Source organism: Pseudomonas sp. BP01 (assembly GCF_022760795.1).
In the GTDB taxonomy this organism is placed as follows: Bacteria; Pseudomonadota; Gammaproteobacteria; order Pseudomonadales; family Pseudomonadaceae; genus Aquipseudomonas; species Aquipseudomonas putida_Q.
The window spans coordinates 47,585-53,811 of sequence record NZ_JAFBKA010000041.1; the positions used below are offsets into that span (position 1 = coordinate 47,585).

The window sequence follows — 6,227 nt, forward strand, 5'->3', positions numbered from 1 at the left end:
CAGTTATCCCAAAGGGCCACTTGCTCAGCCCCAGCGCAGCACCACCACCAGCCACGCCAGCGACAGCAGCGAGGCCACCCACACTGGCCAGTCGCTGACGCCGACCACCAGCAGGTGCAGGTAGGCGCTGGCCAGCAGGCCGATGAACAAGCGGTCACCACGGCTGGTGACCAGCGGCAAGAAGCCCCGACGTTCCACGCAGGGGCGGCGCAGTTCAAACAGGGTCATGCCCAGCAGCAACAAACCCACGGCGACGAAGAACAGCGCCGTCGGCAAGGTCCAGGCCATCCACTCCATGCGTTGCCCTCCTCACACCCGGCCCAGGGCAAAACCCTTGGCCACATGGTTGCGCACGAACCAGATCACCAGCATGCCCGGCAAGATGGTCAGTACCCCCGCCGCCGCCAGCACGCCCCAGTCGATGCCTGATGCCGACACGGTGCGCGTCATCACCGCGGCAATCGGCTTGGCGTTCACCGAGGTCAGGGTGCGCGCCAGCAGCAGTTCGACCCAGGAAAACATGAAGCAGAAAAATGCCGTGACGCCGATGCCTGAGCCAATCAGCGGAATGAAGATTTTCACGAAGAAGCGCGGGAAGCTGTAGCCGTCGATGTAAGCCGTTTCGTCGATTTCCTTGGGCACGCCCGACATGAACCCCTCCAGTATCCACACCGCCAGCGGCACGTTGAACAGGCAATGGGCCAGGGCCACGGCGATATGGGTATCGAACAGGCCAATCGACGAATACAGCTGGAAGAACGGCAGCAGGAACACCGCCGGTGGTGCCATGCGGTTGGTCAGCAGCCAGAAGAACAGGTGGCGGTCGCCGAGGAAGCGGTAGCGCGAAAAGGCATACGCCGCCGGCAACGCCACCAGCAGCGAAATCAGCGTATTCAGGCACACGTAGTACAGCGAGTTGAGGTAGCCGCTGTACCAGCTGGCATCGGTGAAGATCACCCGGTAGTTGTCGAGGGTGAACGCCTGCGGCCACAGGGTCAGGCCACCCAGGATCTCGGTGTTGCTCTTGAACGACATGTTCAGCAGCCAGTAGATCGGCACCAGCAGGAAGAAGAAGTACAGCAGCAGGGCCAGCGATTTGCGCATGCTCATGGCCTAGTCCTTGTCGGCATGGGTCATGGCTGTGTAGAACAGCCACGACACCAGCAGGATGATCAGGAAGTACACCAGCGAGAACGCCGCCGCGGGGCCCAGGTCGAACTGCCCCACGGCCATGCGCGTGAGAGTCTGGCTGAGGAACGTGGTAGCGTTGCCCGGCCCGCCACCGGTCAGCACGAACGGCTCGGTGTAGATCATGAAACTGTCCATGAAACGCAGCATCACCGCGATCAGCAGCACGTTCTTCAGCTTGGGCAGCTGTATATGGCGGAACACCGCCCAGCCCGAGGCACGGTCGATGCGGGCGGCCTGGTAGTACACGTCGGGGATGGCGCGCAGCCCCGAATAGCACAGCAATGCCACCAACGAGGTCCAGTGCCACACATCCATCACCAACACGGTGAGCCAGGCGTCGAACGGGTCGCCGGCGTAGTTGTAGCTGACACCCAACTTGGCCAGGGTGGCACCGAGCAGGCCGATGTCGGCACGGCCGAAAATTTGCCAGATGGTGCCGACCACGTTCCACGGGATCAGCAACGGGATCGCCATGACGATCAGGCACACCGAGGCCAGACGGCCTTTGGTTGGCATGGTCAGGGCAATACCGATCCCCAGTGGGATCTCGATCAGCAACACGCAGGCGGAGTAGATGAACTGGCGCAGCAGTGCATCGTGCAGCGCCGGGTCACGCAGCACCTGGCGGTACCAGTCGGCACCGACGAAATAGCGGTTTGACTGGTCGAAGATGTCCTGGAGCGAGTAGTTGACCACCGTCATCATCGGCACCACCGCGCTGAAGGCCACCAGCAGGAACACCGGTAGCACCAGCCACCAAGCCTTGTTGTTCGGCACCTTGTTCATGGTCCGGCCTCCAACAGTACATCGTCGACGTAAAGCATCAGCCACTGCGCCGGCAGGCTGACCCAGGCCTGGTCCACGGGCAACGGACGGTCCTCGCCCAGCCTCGCCTTCAGCGCGACACCGCCCAGTTCGAGGGTGACGATACGGTAGGTACCCAGGTCTTCGACGTCCAGCACCCGCGCTGGATGGGCATCATCGAACGGGCTGTCCCACAGCTGCACGAACTCCGGTCGAATGCCCACATGCAGTCGCCCACCCGCTGTCGCCGCCAGGCGCTCGCGCAGGCCGTCGGGCAGCGCCAGGCGGACATCGCCGAACACCACTGCGTCCGCCTCGGCGCGCACGTCGATCAGGTTCATCCCCGGGCTGCCGATGAAATAGCCGACGAACGTATGCCGCGGCCGCTCGAACAGCTCGCGCGGGGTGCCGAACTGGACGATGCGGCCGCCGTGCATCACCGCGATCTTGTCAGCGAAGGTGGAGGCCTCCAGCTGGTCGTGGGTGACGTAGATCATGGTGATATTGAACTGCTCATGGATCTGCTTGAGCTTGCGCCGCAGCTTCCACTTCAGGTGCGGGTCGATCACCGTCAGCGGCTCATCGAACAGGATCGCCGACACGTCATCGCGCACCAGGCCCCGCCCCATGGAAACTTTCTGTTTTTCGTCAGCACTGAGGTTGCGCGCCTTCTTGCGCAGCACGCCAGCCAGGTCGAGCACCTCGGCAATTTCTTCCACCCGGGCACGCACCCGGGCTTCATCGAGCCCCTGGTTGCGCAAGGGGAAGGCCAGGTTGTCGAACACCGTCATGGTGTCGTACACCACTGGGAACTGGAACACCTGGGCGATATTGCGCGCCTGTGGTGACAGCTGGTTGACCGGTTTGCCGTCGAACAGCACTTCGCCATGGGACGGCGTCAGCAGCCCGGAAATGATATTGAGCAAGGTCGACTTGCCGCAGCCCGATGGCCCGAGCAAGGCATAGGCACCGCCCTGCTCCCACACATGATCCAGTGCGTGCAGGGCATAGTCGGCCTCGCCGGCGGGCTGGCGGTTGTAACTGTGCGCCAGTTGGCGCAGGCGGATTTCGGCCATCAGCCTCTCCTTGCCTGGCGCAGCCCCGGGGCCTGCACCAGCACCCCGGTGCTGTCGAAGACGAACAGCTTGTGCGTGGGGATGAACACCCGTATCGGCGTATCCACCGGGTATTCGTGCACCCCGGGCAGGTGCAGGACCATGCGCCAGTATTCGTTGCGCACATGCAGAAAGGTTTCCGAGCCACTGATCTCAGCCAGTTCCACCAGCACCGCCAGCTCCAGGTCATCGTCGTGGGCCGGCACCAGGGTGATATGGCTGGGTCGCACGCCAAAGCGGTAGTCGCCTTCGGCCAGCGGCTGCAAGTCGGCATTGCGCGCAAAGTGCACGGCCTGGGCCAGGCTCACCTCGTTGCCACTGATACGCCCGGCCACCAGGTTTATCGGCGGCTCGGAAAACAGCTCGGCAGCCAGCACACTGCCCGGGCGCTGATACACCTGGGCGGTGGGCCCGCTCTGCACAATCCGGCCTTCGTGAACGAGGGTGGTGGTGCCGCCCAGCGCCAACGCCTCGTTGGGCTCGGTAGTGGCGTACACAGCAATGCAATGACGCGCCGCGAACAGCTCGCGCAGCTCTTGGCGCAGGCCTTCGCGCAGCTTGTAGTCGAGGTTGACCAATGGCTCGTCGAAGAGGATCAACGAAGCATCCTTGACCAACGCCCTGGCCATCGCCGTGCGTTGCTGCTGGCCGCCGGACAGTTCAAGCGGCAGACGCTGCAGGTAGGTTTCGATGCGCAGCATCTCGGCGGTTTCCTGCACCCGCCGGCGGATCTGGTCCTCGGCCATGCGCGCCTGGCGCAGCGGCGAGGCGATGTTTTCATACACGTTCAAAGTCGGGTAATTGATGAATTGCTGATACACCATCGACACATTGCGCTGGCGTACCGGTACCCCGGTGACGTCCTGGCCATCCATCAGCACGCGGCCCCGATCCGGGCGGTCGAGCCCGGCCATCAGGCGCATCAGGCTGGTCTTGCCGGCAAGGGTGCGGCCCAGCAGCACATTGAATGACCCGGGCTCGAAACGCAGTGAGGCTTCGACGATCCAGGGCTGGTTATCGACGCTGCGGCTGACCTGCTCCAGCACCAGGGACATGGCGTGGCCTTCTTGTGATTGTTGTCTGCCAGGCACAGCCAGTTCCGTGCCAGTCGTTCACCGACGCTCTGGCTCGGGGCCCGGGTGGCAGCGCTGGCACATCGCGGCTTCACACGTGAACACAATCACTGAACAACTGAACAGCTGCCGGTTTGACAATGAACACCGGTGGACAACACTGAACAGCGGTCGGCCCATAACAACCACAAAGGACAGGCCCATGGCCGCATCCGCTTCGACTCACGCTCAACTGATCCAGGCCTCCTGGGCTCGATGCCGCGATCACGGCCTGCAACCGCAACACGCGCCAGACTTCGACTGCCTGACCCGCACCGAGCTCAGCGCCCTGCTGGAGCGTCGCCAGGCCCTGCTGCGTCTGACCCGCGAAGAAGTGCTGCCGCAATACGCGCACCTGCTGGGCAACGCCAGCTACCTGGTGATGCTGGCCGATGCCAGCGGCTGCCTGCTCGATAGCTGGGGGGCGCGGCGGTTCATCGAACCGAGCCAGCAGCATGGTTTCAGCCCCGGCGCCCATTGGCTCGAGCGTGGTGTCGGCACCAATGCCCTGGGCACCACCCTGGTGTGCGCCCAGGCGATTCACGTCGGTCAGGACGAACACTTCCTGCGCCAGAACCGCTACATGTCCAGCGCAGCCGCCCCCCTGTTCGACGCCGCGCGGCAGCTGGTCGGGGTGCTCGACGTAGCCAGCGACGGCTACCTGCCGGCCAGCCAGGTACTTGGCCTGGTGCGCATGATGGGCCAGAGCCTGGAAAACCGGCTGATCCTCGCCGCACATGCCGACCGTCATGCGCAACTGATCTTCAATAGCGCCTCCGACAACCTCGACAGCCCTTGGGCCGGCCTTCTGGTATTCGACGAGCGCGGGCAGGTGCTGGCCGCCAATCACCGGGCCGACAGCCTGCTCGGCGGCAACCCGCTGCGGCAGAACATCGAGCAGCTGTTCCAATTGCCCCTGCAACAGCTGCTCAACCATCCCCGAGAACAGGCCTTCGCCCTTCAGGCTACCGGGCGCAACCGCTTCCATTGCCAATGGCACCCACCACGCGAACACGCTCATCGCCCCGAAGCCGGCAGTGGCGAACCGCGCCTGGACAAGGCCTTGCAACAGGCCGGCCTGTTGCTGGAAAAGGACATCCCGGTGTTGGTGCAAGGTGAGACCGGCGTAGGCAAGGAAGTGTTCGTCGCCGCCCTGCACCGCGCCAGCAGCCGCGCCAATCAGCCACTGGTGGCCGTCAACTGTGCAGCGATCCCGGCCGAACTGGTGGAGTCGGAGCTGTTCGGCTACGACAAAGGCGCCTTCACCGGCGCGCACCACAAGGGCAACCCGGGGCTGATCCGCAAGGCCGACCACGGCATCCTGTTTCTCGATGAAATCGGCGACATGCCACTGCCTACCCAGGCACGCCTGCTGCGTGTGCTGCAGTCGCGCAGCATCCAACCGCTGGGCAGTGGTGAGCCAGTGCCGGTGGATATCCGGGTGGTGTCGGCGAGCAACCGCGACCTGGCCGAAGAAGTGCGCGCCGGGCGCTTTCGCCAGGACCTGTATTACCGCATCGCCGGCCTGGCCGTGGTACTGCCACCGTTGCGTGAGCGCGGTGACCGGCGCCAGTTGATCGAGCAGGTGCATGCCCGCTTTCGCGACCCCGGGCAACCTGCGCGGCTGCCCCCGGGCATTATCGACCTGCTGGATCAACACCCTTGGCCAGGCAACCTGCGTGAACTGGCGAGCGTGCTGCAAGTAGCGCTGGCCTTGGCGGGCAACGGGGCGATCGGCGTCGAGCACCTGCCTGCGGGCTTTCTGGCCGAGTCGCCGATGGCGGTGCTGGTGGCGGCCGAAGAGACGGACCTGCAGATGCTGGTCGAACAAGCCAACGGCAACCTGTCGGCGGTCGCACGGCGCCTCGGCATCAGCCGCACCACGTTATACAAGCGTTTGCGTGCGCGCTGATGGCCATGAACCCATCGCCAAGCTGGGCTCCCCCCTGGCAGCGTGGCAGCACGAAACCTTCAGACAGGTAGTGTCTATCTACCCGCCCACCTG

General features: G+C 64.2%; 6 protein-coding genes. 1 reads left to right on the top strand and 5 read right to left on the bottom strand.

The features are described 5' to 3' along the window. Positions 1-24: 24 nt before the first annotated feature. Genes JOY50_RS25960 through JOY50_RS25980 form a run of 5 tightly spaced genes read right to left on the bottom strand, consistent with a single transcriptional unit; the run spans position 25 to position 4,165 of the window. Positions 25-297 (bottom strand): DUF2160 domain-containing protein, encoded by a 273-nt coding sequence (locus JOY50_RS25960; RefSeq protein WP_019470729.1) that lies wholly within the window; start codon positions 295-297, stop codon positions 25-27. Between the two features lie 12 nt (positions 298-309). Continuing rightward, entirely contained in the window at positions 310-1,110 is an 801-nt protein-coding gene (locus tag JOY50_RS25965) for a carbohydrate ABC transporter permease (protein ID WP_019470730.1), read from the bottom strand. A gap of 3 nt (positions 1,111-1,113) precedes the next feature. Then, the gene (locus JOY50_RS25970; protein ID WP_019470731.1) at positions 1,114-1,977 is read right to left on the bottom strand and encodes a carbohydrate ABC transporter permease; all 864 of its coding nucleotides are present in this window, start codon (positions 1,975-1,977) and stop codon (positions 1,114-1,116) included. Then, a complete protein-coding gene (locus tag JOY50_RS25975; RefSeq protein WP_243056059.1) occupies positions 1,974-3,071 on the bottom strand; it encodes an ABC transporter ATP-binding protein in 1,098 nt (365 codons plus the stop codon). Before JOY50_RS25975 ends, JOY50_RS25970 begins: the two co-directional genes overlap by 4 nt. Further along, positions 3,071-4,165, bottom strand: a complete 1,095-nt coding sequence (locus tag JOY50_RS25980) for an ABC transporter ATP-binding protein (protein WP_132845934.1) — start codon at positions 4,163-4,165, stop codon at positions 3,071-3,073. The genes JOY50_RS25975 and JOY50_RS25980 overlap by 1 nt, the downstream gene beginning before the upstream one ends. Before the next feature lie 220 nt (positions 4,166-4,385). On the opposite strand from JOY50_RS25980, the gene JOY50_RS25985 reads away from it, so the two are divergent. Further along, complete coding sequence (locus JOY50_RS25985) at positions 4,386-6,134, top strand: sigma-54-dependent Fis family transcriptional regulator (RefSeq protein WP_243056060.1); 1,749 nt, start codon at positions 4,386-4,388, stop codon at positions 6,132-6,134. Positions 6,135-6,227: the final 93 nt, after the last annotated feature.